28 protein-coding genes and 1 tRNA gene are annotated in these 24,437 nt (G+C 44.5%); 24 read left to right on the plus strand and 5 right to left on the minus strand.

The genetic code is table 11. From position 1 onward, the window contains the following. Positions 1 to 5: 5 nt before the first annotated feature. From NYR52_RS00895 to NYR52_RS00965, 15 genes are all read left to right on the plus strand, one after another. A complete protein-coding gene (locus NYR52_RS00895) occupies positions 6 to 677 on the plus strand; it encodes a hypothetical protein (protein WP_259436124.1) in 672 nt (223 codons plus the stop codon). 21 nt (positions 678 to 698) lie between these two features. After that, complete coding sequence (locus NYR52_RS00900; RefSeq protein ID WP_259436125.1) at positions 699 to 1,649, plus strand: hypothetical protein; 951 nt, start codon at positions 699 to 701, stop codon at positions 1,647 to 1,649. Between the two features lie 46 nt (positions 1,650 to 1,695). Next, on the plus strand, positions 1,696 to 2,478 hold the full coding sequence (locus NYR52_RS00905; RefSeq protein ID WP_106342767.1) for a hypothetical protein: 783 nt from the start codon (positions 1,696 to 1,698) through the stop codon (positions 2,476 to 2,478). A gap of 191 nt (positions 2,479 to 2,669) precedes the next feature. Next, positions 2,670 to 3,641 carry a hypothetical protein gene (locus tag NYR52_RS00910; RefSeq protein ID WP_259436126.1) on the plus strand — a complete coding sequence of 324 codons (972 nt, stop codon included), beginning with the start codon at positions 2,670 to 2,672 and terminating at the stop codon, positions 3,639 to 3,641. A gap of 47 nt (positions 3,642 to 3,688) precedes the next feature. Then, positions 3,689 to 4,471, plus strand: a complete 783-nt coding sequence (locus NYR52_RS00915; RefSeq protein ID WP_259436127.1) for a hypothetical protein — start codon at positions 3,689 to 3,691, stop codon at positions 4,469 to 4,471. A 201-nt stretch (positions 4,472 to 4,672) separates the two neighbouring features. Beyond that, on the plus strand, positions 4,673 to 5,623 hold the full coding sequence (locus NYR52_RS00920; protein ID WP_259436128.1) for a hypothetical protein: 951 nt from the start codon (positions 4,673 to 4,675) through the stop codon (positions 5,621 to 5,623). A 46-nt stretch (positions 5,624 to 5,669) separates the two neighbouring features. Next, a complete protein-coding gene (locus NYR52_RS00925) occupies positions 5,670 to 6,455 on the plus strand; it encodes a hypothetical protein (RefSeq protein ID WP_259436129.1) in 786 nt (261 codons plus the stop codon). A 203-nt stretch (positions 6,456 to 6,658) separates the two neighbouring features. Next, a complete protein-coding gene (locus NYR52_RS00930) occupies positions 6,659 to 7,600 on the plus strand; it encodes a hypothetical protein (RefSeq protein WP_102991290.1) in 942 nt (313 codons plus the stop codon). Positions 7,601 to 7,644: 44 nt separating this feature from the next. Continuing rightward, positions 7,645 to 8,424 (plus strand): hypothetical protein, encoded by a 780-nt coding sequence (locus NYR52_RS00935; RefSeq protein WP_259436130.1) that lies wholly within the window; start codon positions 7,645 to 7,647, stop codon positions 8,422 to 8,424. A gap of 25 nt (positions 8,425 to 8,449) precedes the next feature. Then, positions 8,450 to 9,010 (plus strand): TadE/TadG family type IV pilus assembly protein, encoded by a 561-nt coding sequence (locus NYR52_RS00940; RefSeq protein WP_259436131.1) that lies wholly within the window; start codon positions 8,450 to 8,452, stop codon positions 9,008 to 9,010. Between the two features lie 26 nt (positions 9,011 to 9,036). Continuing rightward, positions 9,037 to 9,411 (plus strand): TadE/TadG family type IV pilus assembly protein, encoded by a 375-nt coding sequence (locus tag NYR52_RS00945; protein ID WP_375163189.1) that lies wholly within the window; start codon positions 9,037 to 9,039, stop codon positions 9,409 to 9,411. A 40-nt stretch (positions 9,412 to 9,451) separates the two neighbouring features. Then, positions 9,452 to 10,294 (plus strand): M23 family metallopeptidase, encoded by an 843-nt coding sequence (locus tag NYR52_RS00950; RefSeq protein ID WP_259436133.1) that lies wholly within the window; start codon positions 9,452 to 9,454, stop codon positions 10,292 to 10,294. Positions 10,295 to 10,505: 211 nt separating this feature from the next. Further along, the gene (locus NYR52_RS00955) at positions 10,506 to 10,823 is read left to right on the plus strand and encodes a hypothetical protein (protein WP_259436134.1); all 318 of its coding nucleotides are present in this window, start codon (positions 10,506 to 10,508) and stop codon (positions 10,821 to 10,823) included. A gap of 204 nt (positions 10,824 to 11,027) precedes the next feature. Then, positions 11,028 to 11,510 (plus strand): hypothetical protein, encoded by a 483-nt coding sequence (locus tag NYR52_RS00960; protein WP_259436135.1) that lies wholly within the window; start codon positions 11,028 to 11,030, stop codon positions 11,508 to 11,510. A gap of 290 nt (positions 11,511 to 11,800) precedes the next feature. After that, complete coding sequence (locus tag NYR52_RS00965) at positions 11,801 to 13,303, plus strand: aldehyde dehydrogenase family protein (protein WP_259436136.1); 1,503 nt, start codon at positions 11,801 to 11,803, stop codon at positions 13,301 to 13,303. A gap of 48 nt (positions 13,304 to 13,351) precedes the next feature. Here NYR52_RS00965 and NYR52_RS00970 read toward each other — a convergent pair whose 3' ends face one another. Beyond that, positions 13,352 to 13,681, minus strand: a complete 330-nt coding sequence (locus NYR52_RS00970) for a winged helix-turn-helix transcriptional regulator (protein ID WP_132223184.1) — start codon at positions 13,679 to 13,681, stop codon at positions 13,352 to 13,354. A gap of 424 nt (positions 13,682 to 14,105) precedes the next feature. Between NYR52_RS00970 and NYR52_RS00975 the strand changes: the two genes are divergently transcribed. From NYR52_RS00975 to NYR52_RS00995, 5 genes are all read left to right on the plus strand, one after another. Continuing rightward, complete coding sequence (locus tag NYR52_RS00975) at positions 14,106 to 14,864, plus strand: serine/threonine-protein kinase (RefSeq protein ID WP_022738808.1); 759 nt, start codon at positions 14,106 to 14,108, stop codon at positions 14,862 to 14,864. Beyond that, entirely contained in the window at positions 14,857 to 16,827 is a 1,971-nt protein-coding gene (locus tag NYR52_RS00980; protein WP_132223187.1) for a tetratricopeptide repeat protein, read from the plus strand. The genes NYR52_RS00975 and NYR52_RS00980 overlap by 8 nt, the downstream gene beginning before the upstream one ends. After that, positions 16,811 to 17,014 carry a hypothetical protein gene (locus tag NYR52_RS00985; RefSeq protein WP_102991300.1) on the plus strand — a complete coding sequence of 68 codons (204 nt, stop codon included), beginning with the start codon at positions 16,811 to 16,813 and terminating at the stop codon, positions 17,012 to 17,014. The genes NYR52_RS00980 and NYR52_RS00985 overlap by 17 nt, the downstream gene beginning before the upstream one ends. 103 nt (positions 17,015 to 17,117) lie before the next feature. Further along, positions 17,118 to 17,193 (plus strand) — tRNA-Ala (locus tag NYR52_RS00990). Positions 17,194 to 17,338: 145 nt separating this feature from the next. After that, complete coding sequence (locus tag NYR52_RS00995) at positions 17,339 to 18,433, plus strand: site-2 protease family protein (RefSeq protein ID WP_259436137.1); 1,095 nt, start codon at positions 17,339 to 17,341, stop codon at positions 18,431 to 18,433. A 174-nt stretch (positions 18,434 to 18,607) separates the two neighbouring features. On the opposite strand, the gene NYR52_RS01000 is transcribed toward NYR52_RS00995, so the two are convergent. The 4 genes from NYR52_RS01000 to NYR52_RS01015 all read right to left on the minus strand — a co-directional run bounded on the left by NYR52_RS01000 (position 18,608) and on the right by NYR52_RS01015 (position 21,110). Then, on the minus strand, positions 18,608 to 19,351 hold the full coding sequence (locus NYR52_RS01000; RefSeq protein WP_259436138.1) for a FixH family protein: 744 nt from the start codon (positions 19,349 to 19,351) through the stop codon (positions 18,608 to 18,610). 86 nt (positions 19,352 to 19,437) lie between these two features. Next, positions 19,438 to 20,112 (minus strand): response regulator, encoded by a 675-nt coding sequence (locus NYR52_RS01005; RefSeq protein ID WP_259436139.1) that lies wholly within the window; start codon positions 20,110 to 20,112, stop codon positions 19,438 to 19,440. Continuing rightward, positions 20,105 to 20,935, minus strand: a complete 831-nt coding sequence (locus NYR52_RS01010) for a sensor histidine kinase (protein WP_259436140.1) — start codon at positions 20,933 to 20,935, stop codon at positions 20,105 to 20,107. Before NYR52_RS01010 ends, NYR52_RS01005 begins: the two co-directional genes overlap by 8 nt. Then, positions 20,916 to 21,110, minus strand: a complete 195-nt coding sequence (locus NYR52_RS01015; RefSeq protein WP_132223202.1) for a hypothetical protein — start codon at positions 21,108 to 21,110, stop codon at positions 20,916 to 20,918. Before NYR52_RS01015 ends, NYR52_RS01010 begins: the two co-directional genes overlap by 20 nt. A 621-nt stretch (positions 21,111 to 21,731) precedes the next feature. Here NYR52_RS01015 and NYR52_RS01020 point away from each other — a divergent pair. From NYR52_RS01020 to mcsA, 4 genes are all read left to right on the plus strand, one after another. After that, positions 21,732 to 22,397, plus strand: a complete 666-nt coding sequence (locus NYR52_RS01020; protein ID WP_259436141.1) for an HAD family hydrolase — start codon at positions 21,732 to 21,734, stop codon at positions 22,395 to 22,397. Positions 22,398 to 22,550: 153 nt separating this feature from the next. Then, the gene (locus tag NYR52_RS01025) at positions 22,551 to 23,240 is read left to right on the plus strand and encodes an MgtC/SapB family protein (RefSeq protein WP_022738819.1); all 690 of its coding nucleotides are present in this window, start codon (positions 22,551 to 22,553) and stop codon (positions 23,238 to 23,240) included. Between the two features lie 201 nt (positions 23,241 to 23,441). Then, positions 23,442 to 23,912, plus strand: coding sequence for a CtsR family transcriptional regulator (locus NYR52_RS01030; protein WP_022738820.1), 471 nt, complete (start codon positions 23,442 to 23,444; stop codon positions 23,910 to 23,912). 6 nt (positions 23,913 to 23,918) lie between these two features. Then, entirely contained in the window at positions 23,919 to 24,428 is a 510-nt protein-coding gene (gene mcsA, locus NYR52_RS01035; protein WP_259436142.1) for a protein-arginine kinase activator protein McsA, read from the plus strand. Positions 24,429 to 24,437: the final 9 nt, after the last annotated feature.

Genomic DNA, 24,437 nt, shown 5'->3' on the forward strand with positions numbered 1-24,437 from the left:
CAGTCATGAAAAATTATGTAGATAGCTTATCTTTGTACAAAGATAAGCTATTGTACATCCTTCTTTTTGGATTTACCATTGCGTTTCCACTCTTCTTTATCAATCAGTTTGTATCCACCTACTATTATAATCTCTTTGCAACAGTAGGCGTTTCGGAATTAGGGAGTTACCCACAATTTATCTTTTCTACCATTACTATCTTTATCAGCCAAATTCCATTTATTTATTTGGTTAAAAGCAAGTTGATCGAAGAAGAAACAAGTATAAGTGAAGGATACCGAGTGTTCTTTGAACATATGCTTCCTGTGTATGTGGTAGGGGCGATTATTGCCATCCTTGTAACGCTTGGCACGGTGCTGTTTATTGTTCCAGGCTTGATCTTACTTATGCTGTTTATTCTCTATCCTTATGTTGTTGTGTTTGAAGGGGAAAGTTGGTTCAGTGGGTTGAAAAGAGCATTTCAAGTAGGGAAGACAAGGTTATTTCAAGTAATGGGTGTTACGTTTTTATTGAGCATATTAACCATGCTAATGAATTTTGTGACCCTGTTTTTGTCGCTTTATACTTTGGATAGCCTGTTTCTCATAAATATCATTCAACTTGTTTTTAATATGTTTATTCTTCCTTACCTTACATTTGTGGTAGGTCATTATTACTATGATTGGGAAGTTTACTAAACAGGATGCAGGAGAGGGATTATGCTGTTTAAACACATCAACAAGCATAAAAGATTGTTTGCCATCATTATGCTTGCTTTTATATTGTTTAACATCACTATTCCTTTCTCATATTCAGCTTATGCCGATTTACAAGTGAAAGAAGTGCAAAAGGCAGGCGATGTGGTAAAAAATGGTGATGTAGTTAAAAAAGCTGATGCCAAAAAAGAAGCTGTTCCAGAAGATAAAAGTGTGTTAGAGAAGTCATTTGAGTGGGTATCGGAGGGGCAAGCTTATAAAGCGATTAAGTGGACGATTAACGATTTTTTCTTCACAAAAATTGTCGGTGCTGAGTCGGTAATTAAAGAATACGGTAATGGCAATATTAATGCTTCCGCTAGGAGTTCTATTAAGTGGACGACCTTGCTCACACTCTCGGCGATTGTTCGTGGTGGTATTGGCATATTTGTCAAAGATGGATGGAAACAAGCAGCATTGGATAGTTGGGATGCGTTAGAAAAAGGAGTAACACTTAACCAATTCGTTGCATGGGGAAAAATCATACCATTCGTAACTGAACGTGCCACTAACGCAATAAAAATAGGAACTATTGGTGAAGCAGCTGTTAGTTCAAGTTCCTTACTTAAAAGCACTTCTCCATTAACACCAGTTGGCAAAGTTGCGGGTTGGGCGGGAATTGCTTTTTCCACTGCTGAAATGGTGTCTGGATTTGGTTCTGCATTTTATAGCCAGGATGGGTCAAAAAGCCAAGCTGATGGCGTATTAAATGGTGTTGCTGGGTTCGGCAGCCTAGCGTTAGCGACGGGCTTGATGATGGGAGCTGCTTGTCCTCCATTGGCGGTTGGTCTTGCAGTGGGTGGAGCTCTTGTCTGGGGAATAGCGACAGTTGGCAAGTATTTCACAGGAAAAAGCAATACGTTTAGGAAAGGTGTCACGGCTCCTGTGAGATGGGTGAAAAGCTGGTTTGATTAATACGGTTATAGTGAAAGTGAATGGATTTGAAAGGGGGTCATAGTGATTGAATAAGCGATCAATTCCTCCAAATATCATAGATATTATTGAAGCACATAAAAAGCCACGTGAGCGTTATGATATTCTTTCGGTGCTGGTTAGGTATGAGGAGGAAGATTATTATTGCGTCGGTTACGATGAAGGGAAAGATGTAACAGGATATTTGTTTATCACGAGAGAGGGCAAAATTCCTGCACGAGAAGACATCCGCGAAGTGGCTAGGTTATCCATAGAACTTAATTTTATTAATTTTACTTATTACAATGTAGGTCGCCAGTTTAGTCGTCGAAATAGCAACAGTATAGTAAAGGCGCTAGATATAACAAATAAATGTCTAAAATTAGACGAAGACTTGCCTTCCATCGATGTGTGTAAAGAGGCGTTTGAATCCATCTTAGCGATGCGATCTGAGTATGAAAAGATTGCCGAGTGCATGAATGCGACATTAAACAGAATTGGGAGAAGTGGAATCTTTTATCCACAAGAAGATTATTCTCAATTGAGTGATTGGCATGAGCGGATGGGAGAATTGTTGTTTAGAGATAATTATGTGCAGATGGAAACCTATGATGATAGAAGAAAAGTCATATCCCTTTTATTAAAAAAAGGAAGAATTATTGATGCGTTTCGTTTTTGGTTGATTCATTTGCGCCTCCATCCTGGGCATGTAAATGCAAGGGATCTAGATACTTTTAACAAAGGGAAAAGGAAGTTTTTACAAAATAAGCCATTAGACGAAGAGAAAGCTTTCGAAAACAATATTTTACCTATTATTCGCAATCCAAAATAAAGAGTGGGTTACTTTACATGAACCTTGTGTAAGTGATTAAGGGGAAAGCGGCTATGGTGGGGAGACGGGCTTGCTGGACTTATGATTTCTAGCATTGCTTGTTATAGTGTGGATCAATTGCAACGGGTAAAAAGCTATAGATGTAAAAGAAATTCATGGTGACAGTTAAAAAACTAGTTAGGAGAGGGAGTATGTGGTTTAAATATATGGTCAAGCATAAAAGATTGTTTGCCATCATTATGCTTGCCTTTATTTTGTTTAACATCACTATCCCGTTCTCATATCCAGCCTATGCTGATTTACAAGTGAAAGAAGTGCAAAAGTCTGGCGATGTGCAAAAAGATGGTGATGTCGTCAAAAAGGCGGATGCTAAAAAAGAAGCTGTTCCAGAAGATAAAAGTGTTTTAGGGAAGTCATTTGAGTGGGTATCGGATGGGGTGGCTTATAAAGCGATTAAGTGGACGATTAACGATTTTTTCTTCACAAAAATTGTCGGTGCTGAGTCGGTAATTAAAGAATACGGTAATGGCAATATTAATGCTTCCGCTAGGAGTTCTATTAAGTGGACGACCTTGCTCACACTCTCGGCGATTGTTCGTGGTGGTATTGGCATATTTGTCAAAGATGGATGGAAACAAGCAGCATTGGATAGTTGGGATGCGCTAGAAAAAGGAGTAACACTTCACCAATTCGTTGCATGGGAAAATGTCGTACAAGTTGCAAGAACTGGGTTTAATGCTATAAGATTCGGTGGACAGTTTGGTGAAGCCGCTGGAACTATCGGAGAAGCGGCGGCCAATTCTAGTTCCTTGCTAAAAAGTACCGCTCCATTAACAACAGTTGGGAAAATTGCGGGTTGGGCGGGGATCGCTTTTTCCACCGTTGAAATGGTGTCTGGATTTGGTTCTGCATTTTATAGCCAGGATGGATCAAAAAGCCAGGCTGATGGTGTATTAAATGGTTTTGCTGGGCTCGGAAGCCTAGCGTTAACGGCGGGCTTGATGATTGGGGCTGCTTGTCCCCCATTAGCGGTTGGCCTTGCAGTAGGTGGAGCTCTTGTCTGGGGAGCAGCGACAGTTGGCAAGTATTTCACAGGAAAAAGCAAAACGTTTAGGAAAGCTGTCACGGCGCCTGTGAGATGGGTGAAAAGCTGGTTTGATTAATACTTTAATGGTTGAAGGTGGAGTGACTCGAAAGGGGGGAAGAATAATTGGATAAACGATCAATTCCTTCGAAAATCTTAGATATCATTGAAGAGAATAAAAAACCTCGGGAACGTTATGATATTTTTGCTTTATTGGTGAGGTATGAAGAGGAAGATTATTATTGTGTCAGTTACTATAAGGGGAAAACAACTACCGGATATTTGTTTATCTCAAAAGAAGGAAGCGTTCCTGCACGAGAAAAGATTCGTGAAGTGGCAAGATTATCCATAGCGGCTAATTATATTAATCTTACTTTTTACAGTGTGGGTCGCCAGTTTAGTCGTCGAAACAGCAACAGTATAGTAAAGGCGCTAAATATAACAAATAAGTGTCTAAAATTAGGCGAAGACTTGCCTTCCATCGATGCGTGTAAAGAAGCGTTTGAATCCATCTTAGCGATGCGATCTGAATATGATGAGACTGCCGAGCGCCTGAATGCGACATTAAACAGAATTGGGAGAAGCGGGATCTTTCATCCACAAGATTATTCTCCATTGAATGATTTGCATCTTCGGTTAGGAGAATTGTTATTCAGAGATAATTATGTGCAGATGGAAACCTATGATGATAGAAGAAAAGTGATATCCTTTTTGTTGAAAAAAGGAAGAATCATTGATGCGCTCCGTTTCTGGTTGATTCATTTGCGCCTTCATCCTGGGCATGTAAGTGCAAGGGATCTAGACAATTTTAATAAGGTCAAAAGGAAGTTTTTACAAAATGAGGCTATAGAAGATGAAGAGAAAGAGTTAGAAAACAATATTTTATCAATCACACGCAATCCAAAATAAAGAGTGGGTTACTTTACATGAACCTCGTGTAAGTGATTAATGGGAAAGCGGCTATGGTGGGGAAATGGGCTTGCTGGACTTATGATATGTTTATATTTCTAGCATTGCTTGTTATAGTGTGGAACAATTGCAACGCGTAAAAAGCTATAGATGTAAAAGAAATTCATGGTGACAGTTAAAAAACTAGTTAGGAGAGGGAGTATGTGGTTTAAATATATGGTCAAGCATAAAAGATTGTTTGCCATCATTATGCTTGCCTTTATTTTGTTTAACATCACTATCCCGTTCTCATATCCAGCCTATGCCGATTTACAAGTGAAAGAAGTGCAAAAGTCTGGCGATGTGCAAAAAGATGGTGATGTCGTCAAAAAGGCGGATGCTAAAAAAGAAGCTGTTCCAGAAGATAAAAGTGTTTTAGGGAAGTCATTTGAGTGGGTATCGGAGGGGCAAGCTTATAAAGCGATTAAGTGGACGATTAACGATTTTTTCTTCACAAAAATTGTCGGTGCTGAGTCGGTAATTAAAGAATACGGTAATGGCAATATTAATGCTTCCGCTAGGAGTTCTATTAAGTGGACGACCTTGCTCACACTCTCGGCGATTGTTCGTGGTGGTATTGGCATATTTGTCAAAGATGGATGGAAACAAGCAGCATTGGATAGTTGGGATGCGCTAGAAAAAGGAGTAACACTTCACCAATTCGTTGCATGGGATAAAATCATACCATATATTGGTGCTAGATTAAATGCCCCAAGGTATATTGCACAGTTTGGTGAAGCAGGTGTGAGTTCAAGTACCTTGCTCAAAAGTACTGCTCCATTAACAACGATTGGAAAAGTTGCCGGTTGGGCGGGGATTGCTTTTTCCACCGTTGAAATGGCGTCTGGATTTGGTTCTGCATTTTATAGCCAGGATGGATCAAAAAGCCAGGCTGATGGTGTATTAAATGGTGTTGCTGGTCTCGGAAGCCTAGCGTTAACGGCGGGCTTGATGATTGGGGCTGCTTGTCCTCCATTGGCAGTTGGCCTTGCAGTAGGTGGAGCTCTTGTCTGGGGAGCAGCGACAGTTGGCAAGTATTTCACAGGAAAAAGCAAAACGTTTAGGAAAGCTGTCACGGCGCCTGTGAGATGGGTGAAAAGCTGGTTTGATTAATACGATTATGGTGAAGGTGGAGTGACTCGAAAGGAGGTAAGAATAATTGGATAAACGATCGATTTCTCCAAATATCATAGATACCATTGAAGCACATAAAAAGCCTAGCGAACGCTATGATATTTTTGCTGTATTGGTAAGGTATGAAGAGGAAGATTATTACTGTGTCAGTTACTATAAGGGGAAAACAACTACTGGATATTTGTATATCACAAAAGAAGGAAGCGTTCCTGCACGAGAAAAGATTCGTGAAGTGGCAAGATTATCCTTATTGGCTAATCATATTAATATTACTTTTTACAGTGTGGGTCGCCAGTTTAGTCGTCGAAATAGCAACAGTATAGTAAAGGCGCTAGATATAACAAATAAATGTCTAAAATTAGGTGAAGACTTGCCTTCAATCAATGCGTGTAAAGAGGTGTTTGAATCCATTTTAGAGATGCGATCTGAGTATGAAAAGATTGCCGAGTGCATGAATGCAACATTAAACAGAATTGGGAGAAGCGGAATCTTTTATTCGCAAGAAGATTTCCCTTCATTAAATGATTGGCATGAGCGGATGGGAGAATTGTTGTTTAGAGATAATTATGTGCAGATGGAAACCTATGATGATAGAAGAAAAGTGATATCCTTTTTGTTAAAAAAAGGAAGGGTTATTGATGCATTTCGTTTTTGGTTGATTCATTTGCGTCTCCATCCTGGGCATGTAAGTGCAAGGGATCTAGACACTTTTAATAAGGCCAAAAGGAAGTTTTTACAAAATGAGGCTATAGAAGATGAAGAGAAAGAGTTAGAAAACAATATTTTATCAATCACACGCAATCCAAAATAAAGAGTGGGTTACTTTACATGAACCTCGTGTAAGTGATTAATGGGAAAGCGGCTATGGTGGGGAAATGGGCTTGCTGGACTTATGATATTTTTATATTTCTAGCATTGCTTGTTATAGTGTGGAACAATTGCAACGCGTAAAAAGCTATAGATGTTAGGGATCTCGCGGTGACAGCTTTAAAAAAATTAGTTAGGAGGGAGATTATGTGGTTTAAATATATGGCTAAGCATAAAAGGTCGCTAGCTATTATTATGCTTGCCTTCATTTTGTTCAACATCACCATCCCGTTCTCATATCCAGCCTATGCCGATTTACAAGTAAAAGAAGTGCAAAAGTCGGGCGATGTGCAAAAAGATGGTGATCTCGTCAAAAAGGCGGATACTAAAAAAGAAGCCAATCCAGAAAAAAGTGCTTGGGATAAATCTGTTGAATGGATAACGACTGATCAAGGTTACAAAGTCATTAAATGGACATTCAATGATTTCTTTATTGCAAAAATTGCAGGTGTTCATGAGGTTGCTACCTCAATGTCGGAACCAAACGGTCTTTCGAGTAGCGCAAAGATTACAGGTGCGTTAACTGTCTCCGCAATTGTTCGTGGTGGCATAAGTATATTTACACAGGATAGAACTTGGCAACAAGGCTTAATGGACTCATGGGATGCGATAGAAAAAGGTGTGACGCTTCATCAATTTGTTAACTGGTCAAATATCGCACCATATGTAGGCACTAAAATCCAAAACCTCAGAAACTTCGCTACACCGATTGGTGGTGCAGCTGCCGATTCAAGTACTTTGCTTAAAAGCGTCGCTCCATTGTCAAAAGTTGCAAAAGTTGCGGGCTGGGCAGGGATAGCGTTTTCCACCGTTGAAATGGTGTCTGGCTATACCTACGCATTTAACAGCCCAGATGGATCACAGCAACAGGCAGATGCTGTTTTGACAGGTACAGCGGGTTTAGGTAGTCTTGCATTGACGGCAGGTTTGATGATTGGAGCTGCTTGTCCCCCATTGGCGGTTGGCCTTGCAGTAGGTGGAGCGCTTGTCTGGGGAGCAGCGACAGTCGGCAAGTATTTCACAGGAAACAAAACGGTTAGAAAAGTTGTCACCGCTCCTGTGAGATGGGTGAAAAGTTGGTTTGATTAATAAGGTATGGTGTAGGGAAATTAACTTAAAGGTGGTAATTATGATTGGATAATCAATCTATTCCTCCGAAAATAAAGGACATCATTGAAGAATATAAAAAGCCCAGCGAGCGTTATGATATTCTTACTGTCTTGGTAAGATATGAAGGTAAAGATTATTATTGCGTCAGTTACTATGAAGGGAAAGAAGTAACAGGATATTTATTCATCACAAGAGATGGCAAAATCCCTGCACTGGATAGCATCAGAGAAGTGGCGAGATTGTCGATAACACTTGGTCATATTAATACCACTTTTTATAAGGTGGGTCGCCAATATAGTCGTCGAAACAGCAACAGTATTGTAAAGGCGCTAGATATAACTAAGAAATGCTTGGCACAGGGTGAAGAATCTCCTTCAATCCATGCATGTCAAAACGCATTTGCATCGATCTTAGAAATGAGATCAGAATACGAAAAGATTGCCGAGCAAATAAATGCGACATTAACTAGAATTGGAAGAAATGGCGTCTTTTATCCGCAAGATTTTTCTTCATTGAATGATTGGCATGACCGGATGGGAGAGTTGCTTTTCCGGGATAACTATTTGCAGATGGAAACGTATGATGACAGAAAAAATGTCATATCCCTTTTGTTTAAAAAAGGTCAAGTTTTTGACGCTATTCATTTCTGGCTGATCCATTTGCGCCTTCATCCGGCACATGTGCATCCAAGGGATCAGGAAACGTTTGACAGAGCAAAAAGGCAATTCTTGCATAATGAGGTATTGGATAATGAGGAAGAAGCATTAGATAACAGTATGGCTATCACTCGTAATCCTAAATAAAAGTTGGCTACTTCAGGAGGACCCCATGTTACGGTCATTGCGTAGGTTAAATCGAAAACGGGGAAACGTGACAATGATGTGGGTCGCTGGCTTGCCGATCTTTATGATATTCTTCATGTTTCTAGCCTCCCTTGTCATTGCATGGATGGATCATGCAACAGCGCAGAAAGCGGCGGATGCAGGGAGTTTGGCGGCGACGCAGAAAATGGATGAATATGTGAATAAAGAAGTGCAAGAGCGGATGCAAGCCGTGGTTGGGACAGGTGTAATCCTTGATCCATATGAAGCAGTATTAGGAACCCCGGGTAAACGATATGGTGTGATCAAAAGCGTTAGAAGCAAGTATGAAAATGAAATCAAGAAATCTGTAAGCAAATATATCAAGCAAAATGGTGCGGAACCGAGCAAAATCATCTTCTTTGTGGATGGACGTGTTCGAGTTGAAGCCAAAGTCAAATTCCATTCACTCATTTTTTCAGAGCAATTCAGAGATGTCTATGTTAAGGGTGTTGGTTTTGGTCCGAAACGTGATTATGCAGGCTGGACAGCAAAGATGAGCAAAATAGAAATTCCGTTTGAAAACTAAGTGTTTCGGAGGGTAGTCCATTGAATATGAGAGAGAACCAGGGGAGTAGGAAGAGAAAAGGGTCTGCCACATTGGAATTTATCACAATTATTCCCTTGGTTTTTTTTATGTGTTTGGTTGTATGGCAATTTTTCGTTGCCGGAATGGCAGTGATGGAAACACAATCCTTAGTCAAAGAAGGAGTTCGGCTTACTGCATCTTCGGGTAAACCTGAAAAAGAAGAGGAAAGGGGCAAAAAGGTGTTTCCAAACACAGATAACTATCACTTGTCTTCTTATGAAGTAAAGATTAAAGATGGTCAAGTGATTGCTGAGGCAAAAACAGAGATTGACATTGTTTTTTTGCCTGGATCATCTTCTGTTTCATTCGAAACGAAAGCTAAATCTCCTGTCATAAATTAGCCCCGAGTGGAAGAATAGTATATTCAATTGGAGGACGGAGATGAGAATATTTTCAAAGATGATCTATTCAGTTAGGCGTAAAAAAGGCGCTTCGACAACTGAATTTATCGTTATTATGCCGTTGTTTTTCCTATTGGCATTAGTTGCATGGCAGTTGGTAGTTGCCGGGTTAGCTGTGCTTGATGCTCAAGCAGCCATCCGCGATGCTGTGAAGGTGGCTTCAACCGAAGGGGATGAGGAAAAAGCAAAGGAACAGTTTGAAACGAGTTTTGGGTCTCATCAAAAAAAGGCCATTGAATCTTTTGAGCTAGAGATTGATGATCAGGAAGTGATTGCAAAAGCAAAGATAAAAATCCCGATCATTTTTGCTGAAGGCATGCCTGACATGACTTATAACACTTCCTCGAAAGCACCCGTTCTACAAAAATATGTTGGGGCATATAGTTTTGGTGGCGGTCCAGGAGGTAGTTTTATTACCACTGGAGGCATTTTGGGGCCACCTACAAAATCTGCTGCGCTTACTTCCCGTTTTGGATATCGGTTTCATCCTATTAGACATATTAGAAAATTACATGCTGGAATCGACTTAGCTGGCCCTGTCGGAACACCGATCTATGCGGCTGGAGACGGAGTAGTGGTAAGAGCTGGTACATCAAACGGATATGGAAATCTAATCATTATTGATCATGGCAACGGATTGCAGACTTGGTATGCTCATATGTATCCGCAACATATTTATGTTCGTCCAGGTCAACAAGTGAAGCGGGGAGATCATATAGCTGGGATCGGAAGTGCTGGGTGGTCAACAGGTCCTCATTTGCACTTTGAAGTGCATGTTAACGGTCAGCCAGTAGACCCCTTGAGGTATATTTCTAAAAGTTAAGTCGCTCACCAAATGATGGGGCGACTTTTTTGTTTGTATGGTGTAATGGCTAAATCATTTCGACAAGATGACAATAGTAGCACCGGGAAACCCTTTCACGATGAGCGCCTCGTTATACGTGAAGTGAATGAGTAAACGGTTTGGAGTTACGGCTCTATTACCAAACAGGCACTTAATCGAATGGAAGTCTTATAGAAAAGAGGCAACCCAAATGCAAAACAAAACAGAAAAGTTGGTTTGGTTTTTAAAAGAAAACCGCCCGTCGGATTTAAATGCCGATGTGGTTTGGGAATTTGTGATTATGTTGGTTCAAGATGAAGGGCTAACGATCAGGGATCTCATTGTGGAGTATTATCTTTATACGTCCACCCAAGATTGCGGGTCTCAGGGAATACGGATCAGGAGCAATTATGACGGAACCACGTCGGCGGGTGTGGGAAGTCGTAAATATACATGTGATGAGGAGATTTTCGTGCAACATTGGAAAAAAACAATGGACGCGTATATCTCAATGTATCATTTAAATTAAAAACGCGGTCATTTCTCATTGAGCAAGGAAAAGCTGGGCTGCTTTGACCGCTGAGTAAATAGATAGATGCTTGTTCGGCAGGCTATGGGAAAAGTGTCTGTATCAGTTTGGTAACTAAATACCTTTGTTCCGTTATGGTGCGTTTAAGTCTGTTTGCTCAACCAAGAGAAAAAAAGATATTCCGCATGTTAAAGGGGATCTTTTATGTTGAAGTTTATCAAACTGGGTGATTATCGAATCAATGTAGAAGAAAACTTGGGGAGGATTTATGGGCTAAAAAAAATCAAAGAGGAGAAAACCCAACAAGGTATGAAAGTAACCTATGGCTTAATAGATGAGTGTGGTATTTATCAATTTGCCTATGATGCTAATGACCGATTGGTCAATATTGAATATCTCGAAGATGAAGTAGCCCGTAAATCATTCAAACTCCGTGAGGAATACGTAGCAGCATTTGCTTATTTGGGAAGAGAGAAACAAGAAGTGGAAAACAGTTTTGGGAAGTATGTTTATCGTTTGATTAAAGAAATCAACAAAGATACTGGAGAAACGATTGGGTTTTATGGCAATTTAAAAAGACAATCAGTAGGAATTGTAGTCATTTACGACAAAAATAACAAAGTAAAAGAAGCGATGGCCATTCCGAGAGTGAAAATGGATGAAATCGATGTGGATCGTTATTTATAAAAGATATCTCATCTGATGTTACTACCATCTATCAAGTGCTTTTATAGAACTGGATGATAGTTGACATCAGTATTAATAGCCTCCTCCTGTACACTGGAGGAGGCTTTTTTTTCTGCAAACTTGGGCTGGCGATCTAACACCTTTCCTATCATTAGGGTTTCCTTATGGGAACTATGTACCTTTATCGATACTTGGTTCCTTTAAGGTGCGTATTTTTCTGAATGTTTCATATAGATATAATGGAAGTGAAAGCTGTCGTTCTGTCATATCCTTTTGAAGGGGGCGTTGGGATGCAAGGAAAGTCTTCTGTTCCATTGGACCCGCGTGTGCAAGCTTTTTTGGATGGGAAGCCGAAGCCGCTGTTTATCGGAGGACGGTTTGTGGAATCGTTGTCAGGTAAGACGTTTGCCACGAGGAATCCGGCAACCGGGGAAGTGTTGGCGGAGGTGTATGAAGCGGACAGCGCTGATGTGGATGCGGCAGTGGAAGCGGCTGAACGGGCGTACGAGGGGCGTTGGTCGAAGCTGACTCCCAGTGAGCGGGGGAGGCTGATGTGGCGCCTGGCCGATTTGATTGAGGAGCATGCGGAAGCCTTGGCCCAATTGGAGACGCTTGACAATGGGAAACCGATCAAGGAGACGCGGGCGGCGGATATACCGCTGACGGTGGATCATTTCCGTTATTATGCGGGGTGGGCTAGCAAAATCCACGGTCAAGTGATTGATAACTCCGTTGGCAACAATTTCTTCTCGTATACCCGGCACGAGCCGATCGGTATTGTGGGACAGATTATTCCTTGGAATTTCCCGTTGCTCATGGCGGCATGGAAGTTGGGAGCGGCATTGGCGACTGGCAATGTGGTGGTTATGAAAACGGCAGAGCAAACGCCGTTGTCGGCGCTTTACTTAGGCCAATTGATCCAAGAAGCCGGCTTCCCCGAGGGAGTTGTCAATATCCTGTCGGGATTTGGCCCGACAGCGGGAGGGGCGATTGTGGCGCATCCCAAAATTCGCAAGGTGGCTTTCACCGGATCGACGGAAGTCGGCAAACTGATCATGAGTCAGGCGGCTGATCGGGTGAAACGGGTTTCCTTGGAATTGGGCGGGAAATCGCCAAATATTATTTTCCCGGATGCTGACTTCTCAAAAGCAATTCCCGGGGCACTCAGGGGAATCTTCTTTAACCAGGGACAGGTATGTAGTGCAGGCTCCCGGCTGTTTTTGCACAAAAAGGTGTACGATAACTTCTTGGCTGATATGGCCGGATATGCGTCTAAGATCAAGCAGGGCCCTGGCCTGGATGAAACGACGGAGATGGGTCCGTTGGTGTCCGATGAGCAATTCGCACGCGTTTCCCAATACTTGGAGAAAGGGAAGGCGGAAGGCGCCAAGCCGTTGATCGGGGGGCAACCGCTGTCTTCAAAAGGGTATTTTGTACAGCCGACCATTTTTACCGATGTGAAAGCCGATATGACCATTGCGAAAGAAGAGATTTTTGGGCCGGTTGTGGCGGCGATGCCGTTTGACGATGAAGATCAGATAGCGGATGTGATTCGCCGCGCAAATGATAGCGAGTACGGCTTGGCGGCTGGGGTGTGGACAAAGGATGTCAGCAAAGCGCATCGTGTGGCGCATGCGTTGGAGGCGGGAACGGTCTGGGTGAATTGTTACAATGTATTTGATGCGTCCGTTCCATTCGGGGGTTATAAACAATCTGGATTCGGGCGAGAGATGGGCAGCTATGCTTTGGATTTGTATACGCAAGTGAAGTCGGTGTGGATCAATCTCAACTAAAGCAGGACAGAATGCCAAACTCCCTCAACGCCGTTGGGGGAGTGTTTATTATTTTTGAAGTTTCATGCGTACACGGTGCCGTCTGCCCCAGCCATTTAATACATCCAGCACTTCTTTAATCGATTTCCCATATTCCGTCAAGGAATATTCTACTTTGGGAGGCACTTGAGAATATACTTGGCGATGAACCAGGCCATCTTGTTCTAGCTCTCGCAGTTGTTGTGTCAACATCTTTTGCGTGATGTTGGGCATGCTGCGTTTCAACTCACTGAAGCGCTTGACTCCGTCCAACAGATGGCACAAAATCACCAATTTCCACTTCCCACCGATGACTTTGAGCGTGGTTTCTACAGCATGCTTAAATTCAAGATCTCCCACATTGTCACGCTCCCACTTGTATAAATGATCTATTTTCTAAAAATTGTATCATATCACAGGAGAATTTGCTGACTCGCGCGATACATAAAAACAGGCAACCACTTCGTTGCCTGTTTTTACATGAGTGATGGCTTGTGCTGTCGGGTTGCTCATTAGACAGGCAATTATGATAAATCTGGGGAGAGAAGAGGAATATACTTGTTTTTGGGGGTATATGGTAAATCAAGTTGCTAATTAGCAGAAGCGGGTATCGGGTTTATTTGAGTACAAAAAGAAATATTTCTATTTGTTAGACATAAATCCCTTTAAAGATATATGAACTCGCCGCAATGCCTACTCTAGCGAATGGGTTCATGTTAGAATAAACGGTAGTAGGTTCGGAACTTGAAAAAAGTGAAAATCAGATTTAAAGGGGAAGCGCTGTATGAAGCTGAAGGAACAAGGGGAGATGATTAACGGGACGTACCGTGTACTCAAAACATTTCCATTTGTCATCGGCACCTTGTATTATACGGAAGCGCATCAAGACTCGGGGATCGTTTGCAAGCGGTTTGTCCATGCCCTGGAGCTGGATGCGATGCCGCACCAAGTGGAACCGGAAGAGGTTTTGGCACGCGACGAGTCCGTATTTTTTCCGGTGAAGGAAGTGTTTGTGGAAGACGGGGTCTTGTATCAAGTATTTCGACGTTTGGAAGGAAACCTCCTTGCTCATCATTTAATTCAGCATTCTCCTCTAAACTTGGAAGAAACAGTCTGGATCGCGCGGGGAATCGTTAATCACCTGTTACGGTTGTATGGAGAGAAGCAATTGACGATCATCCATCCGCAAAATGTGTTGTTGACTCCCGGTAAGGCAATCCGCTTTTTGTACGGAGGAGCGTGGGGGACGCTACCTAAAGGACTGGCTCCCCAAGTGGATCAGAAAACCAATCAGTTAGTCGACTCCTATACATTGGGGACATTGATTTATAGAATGTTGACTGGGAAAAATCCCATAGGCGTCGGTTTGACGATTCCGCCGATTTCCACCTATTGTGAAGAGTGTCCGCCAGAATTGGATGAGTGGATCGAGCGAACATGTTCATTTGATCTCCATAAACGACCGACCATCGCTGAAACAGCTGATTTCCTGGAATGGTTAGCAGAACGAAGGGTAAAAGTTGGAGGAGAGCGTGATGAGTGAGTTTAAACAGAAAGGCGATATTATTCAGGGTACATATGAGATCACGAGTGTGTTTCCCTTCGTCGAAGGGGTACTTTATTACACAACGGTGAAGAAGGAAGGCCCAGATGCCGGGCAAACTCGTTTCATCCATGCGGTCAACATGAAGAAAAAACCGGCTGATTATGAATTGGATGAGTTGATGTCGCGGAATCAGGAAATGTTTTTTCCGATTCAGGAAGTGTTTTTGGAAGACGGGAAGCTGTATCAGGTATTTAACAAGATGGAGGGCATCCTGTTTGGGGTCTATCTCATGCGTAGTGCTCCACTGACGATGGATGAAGTGGCGCGCATTTTGAAGACGGTCACCAACCATTTGATGCAGTGTTATGATGAAGAGCAGTTTGCGTTGATTGACCCGCAAAACATGATGATTACCTCTGCTGGAGAAGTCCGGTTCTTGTTTGGCGGCCCCAAGCGTCTGTTTGGGTTGGCACGCCGGGAAACGGAAGATGTGAAGAAAGTGGCCCAAGTGCTGTACCAGATGTTGACCGGCAAGCGAGTTGATGACAAAGTCGACAAAGTGGAACCGGTGAAAGAGACACGGAAAGATATGTCGTTGGAATTGGAAAGCCTGATTCAGCGCGCGTTGTCGGCTGATCCGCTGAAACGGCCAAGAGTGCGGGATTTTTGGCGTTGGGCTGAGCAGTACGAAGAAAAAAAGCAAAAAAAATCCAAGTCGGCAAGCGAAGTATTGCCAGCCAAAGTAGAAACCAAGAAGACAAAAGAAGAAACCCTTCCCAGACCAGTGAAAGGGAAGCAAGCGGAGAAACGGAAGCAGGTGGGACAACGTCCACGGGCACGCCGTCCTATCGTCGTGTTGCTTGGTGTCGTAGCCGCGTTGGCGGTGGCTGTTGGGGGGTTCATGTGGTTAAGTGGTGATTCGGCGGAAGACGTGCTGGCCGCTGGCGGAATTCTTGATACTTCCGTGAAGAAGGATGCTGAACAGGCGTTTGTTTATTATCAACAATCCAACCAGGCATATGACCGCAAACAGTTGGAGCAAGCGATCGCACTGGGACGCAAGGCGTTGAGCGCCGATCTGGGGAAAAAAGAGTACTATATTAACTTGGCCAATATGTATGGCGTGGCCCAACAATATGATAAGGGGAAAGTGGTGCTGGAAGCGGCTGTTGCCGAATTCCCTGATGAACCCAAATTACTTGACGATTTGTCGGTTTTCTCTTATTACCTGAAGGACTACACTGGGGCGCTGGAAGCGGCGAACCGCGCCGTGAAGCTGAATCCAGGGGCTGGTTCATATTATTATCATCAAGGCAAGATTTATGGGGCTTTGAAACAATATGACAAAGCGATTCAATCTCTTCGTTACGCTACCATCGTCAGCAAGAAGACGCCCCGCTATTATCACGATTTAGCCGTGTATTTAAACATAAAGGGCCAGCTGGACGATGCGATCACGGAGGCCAAAAAGGCGGCAAAATATGCTGATCGGAAGCAGGAGGAGTACCATCTCACATTGGGCGTGCTCTACCTGAAAAAATGGGAGCAAGTCTCCAAAAATACTTCGCTAACCCCTCAGAAAAGGGAAGAAGAGATGGCCGAATACAGCAAACGGGCTTATCGTGCGTTTAATGATGCGGTGGATAAGGAAAAACGTTTCCCTAAGGGGCAATATTACAAAGCGTTGGCTCATTATTTGCATGGCAACTTTAAATCTGCCAACTCGGCAGCGTTGAAAGCGGCTGAGTTGGAGCCGAACAATGCCATCTATCAATATCAGCTTGGCTTGACGTACATTGCGTTGGGAGACAAGGAGAATGCCCTCAGCGTGTTGGAAAAAGCTTATCAGATTGATGCAAACAACTCACTGATTCAAGACGCGATCAAAAAAGCCCAGCAGATTAAGCCGCAAAAAACAGACACCAAGAAGGAGGAAAAGGCCGATGAGAAAAAACAATAACCGCCGGATGGGTTGGTTGGTTGCGATTGTTGGGATCGGTGCGTTTTTCTCTTTCGCCCCGTATAGTGAGGCGTTGCCCCCGGTGGTGGTGCAGGTTCCTTCATTGCAGATGGAGCTGGAAAAAGTAGATTTCCCACCGGTGCCAGCCAGCACAGAAGTCAAGGAGAAGGCAAAAGAAGAAGAATAGTCGGCTCAATAGAGCCGGCTTTTTTTAGGCTGTATGGCTTCCCAAAATCGCTTGACTTTCGCCTATGCGGATAGTAATATAATTCTTGTCTTTAATTACATATGGGGCTATAGCTCAGCTGGGAGAGCACCTGCCTTGCAAGCAGGGGGTCAGCGGTTCGAATCCGCTTAGCTCCACCAATTTACAAATTGCACCTCTTAATAGGGTGCAATTTTTTGTTTTTGGTGCCCAGATGGGGTGGATGGTTGCCCTTTATTTTTTTGCATAATTTTATGGAAAGAGGGAAAAAGGTAGTCATGATTGGTTTAAAGGAGGCAAGAGATTGTGGAAGGGGAGAAGAAGAAGGGCGAGCGAAACCGGTTCATATCATGGCTGGGCGGAGTGGGGGTGCTGCTTCTCAGTTTAGGCGGGAAGTTGAAGGCCTTGTTGCCGTTGTTGAAACTTGGAAAATTCGGCGGGACATTGGTTTCGATGTTTGTGTCGATCGGCGGTTATGCCTTGATCTACCCCTTTGAGTTTGCTGTCGGGCTGGTCATGATGATATTCATCCATGAGATGGGGCATGTGTGGGCAGCTCGACTCAAAGGCCTTCCCGTTTCGGCGCCGTCGTTCATCCCGTTCTTAGGGGCGCTGATTACGATGAAGCGCCAGCCTTCAGACGCAGCGACGGAAGCATTTATCGCTTATGGTGGTCCTCTGATGGGAACGTTGGGGGCCCTCGCCTGCTATGGATTGGGTTTGTGGCTGGATTCTCCCATGATGGTGGCGGTTGCCGTGGTGGGCTTCATGATCAATTTGTTTAACATGATCCCGGTACATCCCTTGGACGGCGGTCGCATCGTCACCGCTGTGACGCGCTGGCTGTGGGGACTAGGCTTGATCTTGGGTGCGGCGCTAATCATATGGACGAAAAGTATTCTCTTGATAATCATTTACATTATGTTTGTTATTGAATTATGGTCTACATACGGACGCAAGAAGCGGAAAGCAAAACCGAGTTTGTTTCAAATCGAGGCCAAAATCGAAGAACAGAAGTTTTCTGAGGCAGGTGTATGGATTCCCGGGGAAGACCATCGTCGCCCATTGCCGTTTGTTCAGTATTGTGAATTGGAAGATCAAAGCCACAAAGTGGCAGTGGAGTTCCCTGGCTTGGGCACCATCGCCACCTTTGAAATGCAAGGGGAATTGCATGAGTTAAATTTGGTTAAGACCACCACTGAGGAGCAAGGTGTGGTGCGAATGATATTGGAAGGGAGATACACACCGGAACGGATCGGAGCAATTAATCGAGATGAGAAATATTACAGTGTTTCTCCCAAGACGCGCTGGGCATTTGGCATTGCGTATATCGGATTGATCGCTTTTTTGTGTTACATGGTGTATGTGACAGGCCAAGTGCCGTTGGAACAAATCCAGTAAAAAGATGGATGCGATGGTAAATCAATCCCAAGAAACAAAAGAGGAGCCGCCTGTATTTGGGCGGTTCCTCTTTCGTAAGTGGAATTAGCTCATTTGTTGGGTGACGGGATATAATCCCGTTTGGCTTATTTTATCAAAAGTTTGCTGTTGTGGAAATGCTTGTGGCTTTCATTTTTATTTAATGGTGATCGTTCGTGTGGTATGGTCATGTTCACTGTCTTTTTCCACATGCAACTTGAGTTGGTAGGTGCCAGGCTTGGCAAAGGTGAGCCCTGTTTCATAATGGCCTGCTTTGGTTTCGGCTGTATCGGAAAACAAGTGCTTGTCATCCCCTTCACGCCAATACTCAAATTGGACGTTTGCATCGGTAAAAGGCTTGTTTGCTTTGGAGACGTGTCCGGTGATAGGCACTTGTGTGCCAGCCTTGGCATCAGTTGGTGCTTCGATGTGTAAGTGAAGATTGCTCTTGTGATCACTGGCGGTGCCGTGATGGGATGCGCTGGGATTGCCGACGACAAAAGTGGCGTTGATCATCTGGTGGGTTGCCGGTGTCGTCACATGCACAACCGCTACATGTTGTCCTTCTTCATTAAAGGTGTGAGTAGCTTGGTACACGCCGCCCTTCGTTTTTTGGGCTGCGATCATTTCGTGTTTGGCACCTTGTTTCCATACTTCAAACTCCACTTTGGCATCTTCGACAGGTTGTTTGTCGGCTGTGATATGAGAAATGAGTTTCACAGGCTTGTCCTTGTCGGGATGGGCTGGATCTGTTTGAAAGGTAATATTCAACTGCGTGGATTGGGTGGTTTGTGTATGGTGCTGATGATGTTGGGTCTGCTTCGTGTCGGTTTGGCATGCGGTCAATACCCCAGACAAGGTCAGGAGTCCCACCAATAACATAGCCGTATGTCGTTTCATTCCTGCTTTCTCCCTTCTGAACCTTCCAAAAAAGCTCAACCTCTATTGTCAGCCTTTCCCTGCAGTTTGGCTATCCCTCTTTCGGGCTATTTTTCATTACGATCTCCCTGAAACCGTTGGGAAACCCATCCTTGTTCAACGGCGAAGCGGGCCAATTGCACCCGGTTGTGCAAATGCAATTTCTGCATGATATTTTTTAAATGGTTTTTCACTGTATACTCCGAGATTGTGCAGGCAGTCGCAATTTCACGGTTGCTCAATCCTTTGGCCACATGGGTGAGAATCTCTTGTTCACGGCTGGTTAAGTTTGTGGAAGCGGGAGCCTTGGTTGGAGAGGGGGTAAATTCATGCAAAATCCGGCTGGCGATTTCTTTGGGCATCGGTGCCTCATCGGCCACGATGGATCGTAAATAGGTGAGCCAAATCGAAGGATTCAAGTTCTTCAATAGGTAACCCTGTGCCCCTTTTTTCAGTGCCTCAAACAGATCAGACGCATCATCAGATACCGTGACCATCACGATTTTGATGGAGGGATATGCTTCCTTGATCAACCGCGTCGCTTCCAGGCCGCTCAGTCCCGGCATGTTGATGTCCATCAACACCATATCGGGCATCAACTCAGCTGCCAACCTCACCACTTCATAACCGTCTTGTGCTTCCCCCACCAATTCAAAAAAAGGGTCTTGCTCGATGATCATCCGCATGGCCTGGCGGGCATGTTTGTGGTCGTCTCCAATGAGGATCCGGCAAGGCTCAGCCACTCAAATCCCCTCCTGCTGAAATGATTTGGAGTTTCGTTTTGCCATGTTCCCGTGTGATGCTGAAATCAGCCTTCATGTTGTGGGCTCGTTCCTGCATGATCTTCAAACCGAAGCGGTCATGATGTTGAAAAGGGTCATCAGTAAAACCTTTGCCATCATCAACCACTGTTAACGCCCATCCTGACGGACGGGATTCCAACCGCAAGGAGACGTGTTCGGCTTCCGCATGTTTGCGGACGTTAGTCAGGGCTTCCTGAATACAGTGGAACAGCTCCACTTTTTCACGAGGGGTTAATTGCTCTTCCTTCAAGTCGATATGGGCTTCCAAGCGGAGGCCCGTGTCAAGCTGATACTGATCGAGCCAGTGAACCAACCGCTCATGCCACACATGGGAGGCTTCACTGGAAGAGTGTTTGAGGTTGTAGATGGATTGGCGCACATCGTCGTGGATGAGACGCAAGTGCTTGTGCACCTGATTTAGTTCCCCATCGTTGTATTTCAGTTTGAGCCTATCCAATTGTACCGAGCACAAGAATAGGGTTTGCGCGATGCCGTCGTGCAATTCCCTGGCGATCCGTTCTCTTTCTTGCAACACGGCTTTTTCCGCCCGTTCTTTTTTCAGATCCTCCTGCATTTTTTCATACACTAAAAACAGGTGCAACAATAGTGTGATAGTGACCAAAAATACGATGACAGGCGTCAGTATGTTGCCCGCATCCATGGAGATGTACGGCAAGAGAAACTCGTGTCGCACGTATTCCCACACCCCAACCACGACAGTCGGGATGGTGAGAATCAACCATTTAATTTGTTTGTATCGCAACGTTACCACTCCGTTTTATAGCATGTCCATCTGTGGCAAAGGGTAGGGCGATTCCAGGGGGTGTCTGATGAATAGGCCAGTGGCTCCAAAACCATTTTCTCATTCGCTTCACTTGTGCATCGGCGCTTATCGAGAAAAGTTTTTCCGCCGCTTCTTCCATATCAACTTGATTCACCAGATACGCCCACCGTTTTCCCAATCTGGAAATTAACGTTCGGTACTATTTCTTAATCTATCATGACGTAGGCCTAGCAATCTGTAAACAAAAAGGGACGAAATGACCTGAAGGGAAAAGATGGGGAGGACTGAGGATAAGAAAATAAAAAACCATCGGCGCAACTCGCCCATGGCATGTGGTTGTAAAGTTGAGAATGGGGAAAAACACACCTTTGTTCATGGAAGCCGTCCAGGGGGGAGTAGCCTGCAATGGAAACCGCATTGAAGCGTCCCAAAGCAAAGCTGTGCCAGTAAGCATGAGAAGAAGCTTATTCATGGAGGACGACTTCTTTCCCAAAGGGTGTTTCAGTATTTTAAATTTTATATTTTCGTCACAGTTTTGTCAATTGTATTTATCGCAGGTAATAGGCTTGTAACGGGCAACCCAACCGTTCTAAGGGTTGCCCCGCTTTATTCCTTCGTTGTGAAGCCGATCTTTCATGTTTTCATGGGAATTTGGCTATAAAATATAAACGTGCAGGGGGCATGCTCTAATTAGTCCTTTTTATAGGGATGGTGTTTTAGTGGGCTTCCCATCACTTGGGTCACAACTAATGCGAAAACGGAAAGAGGAGATAATATGAAAGCAATCATTTTTGATTTGGATGGCACCTTGTTTCAAACAGAAAAAGTGGGGGTACCCGCCTTTCGGGAAACATTTGTCCAGTTGCGCAAGGAAGGGCTGTATGATGGGGAGATTCCCTCGGATGAAAAAATTCAATCAGTGTTTGGCATGACACATGAGGAACTGTGGGAAACCTTGTTGCCTGAAGCGAGTGAAGAGGTTCGCCACACCGCTGATCAGTTGATGTTGACCAAAGAGTTGGAGTTGTTTGAGCAGGGGGTGGGCCAATGTTATCCAGGAGTAGAAGAAACGCTACCCCAGTTGATTGATCAAGGGTGGTCTTTATTCATCGCCAGCAACGGCGTGGGCCCATATGTGCGTGGTGCTTTAAGTTCTAAAGGATTAATTTCTTTATTTAAGGGAATTTATACAGCAGGAGACTATGAAACGGAAACCAAAGTGGACTTGGTTCGGATTTGTAAAGAAACTCATGGAATTACACAAGGGTACATGGTTGGGGACCGACAATCCGATGTGCGGGCAGGCTTGGAAAACGGCTTGGTTGTCATCGGTTGCCGATATACCGGCTTTCCGCAGTTTGGAGGGGAGGAAGAGTTGCAGGGGGCCGACATGATCCTGTCAACTTTTTCCGAACTCCCGTCGTTAGTCAACCGTTTATAAGATGCCTGGTTGGTTGATGGACGTCGACTTACGTTTTCGTTATGAATTGCACAGGAACAGGCTAGGATAAACGGGGAAAGATGTTGCCGGCGGCCAAGCGGCCGTCTGGCGTCCGGCAGTTGAATCATCACAGTGAAGAGGAGAGAGGATGCCATGGGGCAATTGTGGGTGATTCCATACTGGGACATCGCGTGGCGCCTGTTTATGGCTGGACTGTTGGGAGGGCTTGTCGGTTGGGAGCGGGAGCGGCACAATCACCCAGCCGGTTTTCGGACACATATTCTGGTGAGTCTGGGGTCGGCGCTCATCATGTTGATTTCCATTTACGGGTTTACCGATTACATGGATGAAGAACAAGTGCGGTTTGACCCCGCACGTTTAAGTGCACAAGTGGTGAGCGGGATCGGGTTTTTGGGTGCAGGAACCATCTTGCGACATCGTGCCTCTGTATCGGGGCTTACGACGGCGGCGTCTTTGTGGGTGGTCTCCGGCGTCGGCCTGGCGGTAGGGGCGGGATTTATGTTCGGGGCTGTGTTGACCACGGTTTTTGCCTTGGTCAGCTTGGAGTTATTGACCAGGATGGAGAAAATTTTGATTCGCAAACGTCATCTCTGTTTGCTTCATATCCATGTAAAGGATGAACAGGGGAAGTTGGGACAACTCTTCACATTGATCTCGGAGAAGGGTGGAAGTGTACGCAAAGTGAATGTGGAAGAAGATGAGGAAATGTCGGGCATGCTGGAAATTGCTCTCACCGTCCGATTGCCGCAAAAGACGACGCTGACCGAGTTGATTGATGAGATCACCAAGATTGAGGGAGTGAAGAGCGTGCGGGCAGACTGAGGGAGAGCGGCTAGTATGGGGAATCCGCTCCCCCGACCACACAGCGCTGTGGAATTCCTCTCCTAACAAGCGAACAGGAGGTAATGAATATGGTGTTTTTGGTTCAAAATAACCACAGAAGGGTATTGGCAATGTGGGCATTTTTATCTATAATTTAAGCATAAGGTCAAAGTTAGTCAAAGTCAGCAGGAGGTTGTCCGAATGAACAGTATTTCGGACATTATTGAACGGTATCTGAAGAAAATACTGAATGAGAGCGAGACAGGCGTCATCGAGGTAAAACGAAGCGAATTGGCTGATATTTTCCAATGCGTTCCGTCACAAATCAATTACGTCATCAGCACCCGCTTTACGGTGGAAAAAGGGTATATTGTGGAAAGTAAAAGGGGTGGAGGCGGTTATATCCGCATTCAAAAGGTTCGTTTCCAAAATCGCCGTGAAGTGTTTGAAGAGATGCTCGATCAGATTGGTGAGGCCGTTCCGCAACTGACGGCGGAACACGTGATCATTCGGTTGGTTGAAGAGAAGTTAATGACGAAAAGGGAAGCGGTGTTGATGCAACGCCTGATTTCCCGGGAAACGTTGCAATTGCCGATTCCGTTGCGCGACCAGATGCGTGCGCGGATGATGCGAATCCTTATCTCAACATTATTTACAAGCAAAGGAGAGTGACGGCCGATGCTCTGTCCCGAGTGCGGAAAACGGCCGGCCACACTTCATTACACGAAGATCGTGAATGGGGAAAAAACGGAATTCCATCTGTGCGAAGTGTGTGCCCAAGAAAAAGGCGAAGTCATGCCTGGATTTGAACATGGATTTTCTTTCCATCAACTGCTGTCTGGGTTGCTCAATATTAACTCCTCTCCTCAAGAAGCATATAAACCGCAAACATTGCGATGCAATACTTGTGGGTTGACGTATAATCAGTTCAGCAAAATCGGCCGTTTCGGTTGTGGTGACTGTTACAAGACGTTTCGAGAGCGGCTTGACCCCCTGTTGAGAAGGGTGCATGGACATTCCACGCACCGTGGGAAAATTCCGGAGCGTGCGCAAGGGGAATTAAAGCTGAAAAAGGAATTGGAACAGTTGAAAGCTGAGCTGGCGGCTAAGATTGAAACGGAAGAATTTGAAGAAGCCGCCCGCCTGCGCGACCAAATCCGTTCATTGCAAGAGCAATTGGAAAAATAGGGGTGATTC

The sequence above is a fragment of the Laceyella sacchari genome (genome assembly GCF_024927925.1).
Lineage (GTDB): Bacteria > Bacillota > Bacilli > Thermoactinomycetales > Thermoactinomycetaceae > Laceyella > Laceyella sacchari.

Bases quoted from the DNA above. Each gene is read 5' to 3' on its own strand.
- NYR52_RS00895 (WP_259436124.1), top strand. From the start codon at position 6: ATGAAAAATTATGTAGATAGCTTATCTTTGTACAAAGATAAGCTATTG.
- NYR52_RS00900 (WP_259436125.1), top strand. From the start codon at position 699: ATGCTGTTTAAACACATCAACAAGCATAAAAGATTGTTTGCCATCATT.
- NYR52_RS00910 (WP_259436126.1), top strand. From the start codon at position 2,670: ATGTGGTTTAAATATATGGTCAAGCATAAAAGATTGTTTGCCATCATT.
- NYR52_RS00920 (WP_259436128.1), top strand. From the start codon at position 4,673: ATGTGGTTTAAATATATGGTCAAGCATAAAAGATTGTTTGCCATCATT.
- NYR52_RS00930 (WP_102991290.1), top strand. From the start codon at position 6,659: ATGTGGTTTAAATATATGGCTAAGCATAAAAGGTCGCTAGCTATTATT.
- NYR52_RS00940 (WP_259436131.1), top strand. From the start codon at position 8,450: ATGTTACGGTCATTGCGTAGGTTAAATCGAAAACGGGGAAACGTGACA.
- NYR52_RS00945 (WP_375163189.1), top strand. From the start codon at position 9,037: ATGAGAGAGAACCAGGGGAGTAGGAAGAGAAAAGGGTCTGCCACATTG.
- NYR52_RS00950 (WP_259436133.1), top strand. From the start codon at position 9,452: ATGAGAATATTTTCAAAGATGATCTATTCAGTTAGGCGTAAAAAAGGC.
- NYR52_RS00955 (WP_259436134.1), top strand. From the start codon at position 10,506: ATGCAAAACAAAACAGAAAAGTTGGTTTGGTTTTTAAAAGAAAACCGC.
- NYR52_RS00960 (WP_259436135.1), top strand. From the start codon at position 11,028: ATGTTGAAGTTTATCAAACTGGGTGATTATCGAATCAATGTAGAAGAA.
- NYR52_RS00965 (WP_259436136.1), top strand. From the start codon at position 11,801: ATGCAAGGAAAGTCTTCTGTTCCATTGGACCCGCGTGTGCAAGCTTTT.
- NYR52_RS00975 (WP_022738808.1), top strand. From the start codon at position 14,106: ATGAAGCTGAAGGAACAAGGGGAGATGATTAACGGGACGTACCGTGTA.
- NYR52_RS00980 (WP_132223187.1), top strand. From the start codon at position 14,857: ATGAGTGAGTTTAAACAGAAAGGCGATATTATTCAGGGTACATATGAG.
- NYR52_RS00985 (WP_102991300.1), top strand. From the start codon at position 16,811: ATGAGAAAAAACAATAACCGCCGGATGGGTTGGTTGGTTGCGATTGTT.
- NYR52_RS01000 (WP_259436138.1), bottom strand. From the start codon at position 19,351: ATGAAACGACATACGGCTATGTTATTGGTGGGACTCCTGACCTTGTCT.
- NYR52_RS01020 (WP_259436141.1), top strand. From the start codon at position 21,732: ATGAAAGCAATCATTTTTGATTTGGATGGCACCTTGTTTCAAACAGAA.
- NYR52_RS01025 (WP_022738819.1), top strand. From the start codon at position 22,551: ATGGGGCAATTGTGGGTGATTCCATACTGGGACATCGCGTGGCGCCTG.
- NYR52_RS01030 (WP_022738820.1), top strand. From the start codon at position 23,442: ATGAACAGTATTTCGGACATTATTGAACGGTATCTGAAGAAAATACTG.
- mcsA (WP_259436142.1), top strand. From the start codon at position 23,919: ATGCTCTGTCCCGAGTGCGGAAAACGGCCGGCCACACTTCATTACACG.